Source organism: Streptomyces spongiae (genome assembly GCF_009377185.1).
Taxonomy (GTDB): domain Bacteria; phylum Actinomycetota; class Actinomycetes; order Streptomycetales; family Streptomycetaceae; genus Streptomyces; species Streptomyces spongiae.
Map to the genome: position 1 here is coordinate 1 of NZ_VJZC01000831.1, position 3,313 is coordinate 3,313.

Annotated in this window: 2 protein-coding genes and 1 pseudogene; 2 read left to right on the forward strand and 1 reads right to left on the reverse strand. The window is 69.2% G+C overall.

What is annotated here, in order from left to right:
- The first annotated feature begins 110 nt into the window (after window positions 1-110).
- On the forward strand, window positions 111-962 hold the full coding sequence (locus tag FNH08_RS47425) for a PaaX family transcriptional regulator (RefSeq protein ID WP_322726582.1): 852 nt from the start codon (window positions 111-113) through the stop codon (window positions 960-962).
- Here FNH08_RS47425 and FNH08_RS47430 read toward each other — a convergent pair.
- Window positions 944-2,275, reverse strand: a complete 1,332-nt coding sequence (locus FNH08_RS47430; protein WP_152778104.1) for an MFS transporter — start codon at window positions 2,273-2,275, stop codon at window positions 944-946. The genes FNH08_RS47425 and FNH08_RS47430 overlap by 19 nt on opposite strands.
- A 362-nt stretch (window positions 2,276-2,637) precedes the next feature.
- Here FNH08_RS47430 and FNH08_RS47435 point away from each other — a divergent pair.
- Window positions 2,638-3,313, forward strand: a pseudogene (locus FNH08_RS47435) (2-amino-3,7-dideoxy-D-threo-hept-6-ulosonate synthase); the annotation flags it as partial.

Genomic DNA, 3,313 nt, shown 5'->3' on the forward strand with positions numbered 1-3,313 from the left:
CCGTACCTGCGCCCCTACGACCTCGCCCACCCCGCCGACGGCCAGTGACGGCCGGTGACGCCGTACGGCCGCCCACCGCGTTGTCGGCGGGCGGCCGTACGCTTTCCACCGTGGAGAACGACGACATCCTGGACACCTCGGACGGGCCGCAGTCGCGCCCGCAGTCGCTCATGCTCACCTTCTTCGGCAACCACGTCCTGGAAGAGGGGGACCTGTGCGTCTACTCGGGCAGCATCATCGACGTCCTCGGCCGCGTCGGGGTCGGTGAACAGGCCGTACGGTCCACGCTGACCCGCATGGTCAACCGCGGCCTGCTGCGGCGCCGGCGCGAGGGACGCAGGATGCACTTCGGCCTGACCCCGCAGGCGACACGCGTCCTGGAGGACGGCCGTACCCGCATCTGGAAGCAGGGCGCCGTCAACGACGACTGGGACGGCGGCTGGACGCTCCTGGGCTTCTCCCTCCCCGACTCCTGGAAGCGCCAGCGCCACGACCTGCGCTCGCGGCTCACCTGGTCCGGGTTCGGCGCGCTGTACAGCGGGCTGTGGATCGCCCCCGGAAAGGTCGACGTCGCCGACGTGGTCGCGGAACTCGGGCTCACCGACCACGTCAAGATCTTCCACTCCCGGGCCGACGAGTCCACCGACATCGGGCTCATGATCCGCGACACCTGGGACCTGGAGAGCATCGCCGCCCGTTACGTCACCTTCGACAAACGCTGGACGGCCCACCTGAACGCCGGCTCCGGGGACGACCCGATCGCCACGCGGCTGCGGCTGGTCAGCGAATGGCTGTGGACCATCCGCACCGACCCCAGACTCCCGGCCCGCCACCTCCCACCCGACTGGCCGGCCCGCCCGGCCCAGGACACCTTCCGCCGCGTCGCCGAACAGACCGAGGCCCCCGCGCACCGGATGGCCCGCGAACTGCTGGAGACCGTGCGTCAGGCTTCGAACCGCTGATCGCGGGTCTCCGGCAGAGCCCACAGACACAGGAAACTCAGCAAGCAGAGTCCGCCGGTGTAGAAGCCGAGGACCAGCGGTGTCTCCCACTGGCTGTTGAGCCAGGTGGCGACGAGCGGGGCGAAGCCGCCTCCGAGGGTGTTGGCGAGGATGAAGGCCGCGGAGGCGCCGGTGTAGCGCAGCCGCGCCGGGAAGAGCTCGGGGAGGAAGGCCGCCACCGGCGAGAACATCAGCGCGAGCAGCATGAGCCCGACCGTGTAGGCGCCAGTGATCACCCAGGCATCGCCTGAACTCAGCGAGGCGTACATGGGTACCGCCCAGATCACGCAGCCCACGGCTCCCGTCAGCATCACCGGACGACGGCCGATCCGGTCGGCCAGCCTGGCGGCCGGGACGGTGACGGCGATTCCGGCCGCCGCGCCGACGCTCGCGGCGGTCAGCATCGTGTTCTGGGGGATGCCGAGTTCCTTCGGTCCGTACGAGAGGCTGTAGACGATCGTCAGGTAGTAGACGGCCGAGCCGCCCAGCGCGGCGCCGATGCCGAGCAACAGCCGACCGGGGTGCCGGGTGAGAAGCGTTGCCAGCGGGAAACGCGGGGAACGGTCTGCCGGCGGCGTGAACAGCGGCGACTCGGAAACCGTCGTACGCACCCACAGGCCGATCACGACGAGCACGGTGCTGAGCAGGAACGGGATCCGCCAGGCCCAGTCCGTGAAGGCGTCCCGGCCGGCGAGGTTCAGGGTGGGCAGGATGACCGCGCTGGACAGCAGGAAACCGAGCGAGGGGCCGGCCTGAGGGATGGACGCGTACAGCGCGCGGCGTCCGGGCGGCGCGTGCTCCGCGGCGAGCAGCACCGCCCCGCCCCACTCCCCGCCCATGCTCACGCCCTGCACCAGACGGAGCGTCACCAGCAGGACGGGGGCGAGGACTCCGGCGGTCTCGTAGGTCGGGAGCAGTCCTATGCCGACCGTCGCCACGCCCATCAGGAGGAGGGAGACGACCAGGGCCCGGCGGCGGCCGACGCGGTCGCCGATCGTCCCGAACAGTGCCACGCCGAGCGGGCGGGCGAGGAAAGCCGCGGCGAACGTGAGGAACGCGGCGAGGGAGGAGACGGTGGCGTTGCCGGAGGGAAAGAAGGCGGGGCCGAGAACGAGCGCGCTGGCGGTGCCGTACACCGCGAAGTCGTAGTACTCGATCGTCGTGCCGACCAGGCTCGCGGCAGCGACCCGCGGCGCCTCGGTCCTCGCGCTCCCGGGTGTGGCCCCTGGGGACGCAACGATCACCGGCGCGGCATTGGACGGTAATTCGGGCATGGGGGAATCACTTCCAGGCGAGGAGCGGGACAGGTGGGGAGCGGAAGGCACCATAATCCCGGGAATTCAATTTCCACAATGGGTCGGCTATTTACACGCGCCAGTGACAATAAAGCACCTGATGCGGCTACGAGTTCGGACAGATCGACCTAATGCATGGAAGTGGGCGCGAACACGCATCCCCCGGAGCGTCAACCCCTCCCAACCTGTCAACTCGCTGTCAATACTCTTGCACTCGCCTGTATGAATATTTGGCCGTCATTACACCTTGCCAACGACTGATTACGCACGGAATGCTGGCGCCCGCTGGAGATTGAAAGTTCTACGACCATCGATTTTCGGGCAGGGAAGGCGTATTACCCATGCTCAAAACCGGCAAGTTATTTCGCTTGAGAAGACTTTCGCTGGCGGGGGACGGTCGGCATCTCCTCGTGCCGCTCGACCACAGCGTTTCGGACGGCCCGATCGTCCCCGCCGACAAGTGGGACGACCTGTTGCGCGCCCTGGTGGACGGCGGAGCCGACGGGATCATCGTCCACAAGGGACGGGTCCGCGCCTTCGCGCCGGACATCCTCAAGAGCTGCGCTCTGGTGGTGCACCTGAGCGCCAGCACCGCCCACTCCGCCGACGTGCACGCCAAGGTGCTGGTCGCCGACGTCGAGGAGGCGCTGCGGCTCGGCGCGGACGCGGTGAGCGTCCACGTCAACATCGGCTCGGACACCGAGGCCCAGCAGCTGGCCGATCTCGGGGCGGTGGCGCGTTCCTGCGACGCGTGGGGCATGCCGCTGATCGCGATGATCTACCCTCGCGGGCCCCGGATATAGGACCCGCGCGCCCCGGCCCTCCTCGCCCATCTGGCCAATGTGGCCGCCGACCTGGGCGCGGACATGGTGAAAACCTCCGTGGCGCTGCCGCTGGAGCGGATGGCCGAGGTCGTGGCGGAAAGCCCCCTCCCCATCCTCGCGGCCGGCGGTCCCCCGGACGGCTCCGACCTCGTCGAGTACGGCACCGCGGTCATGGCCGCAGGCTGTCAGGGAC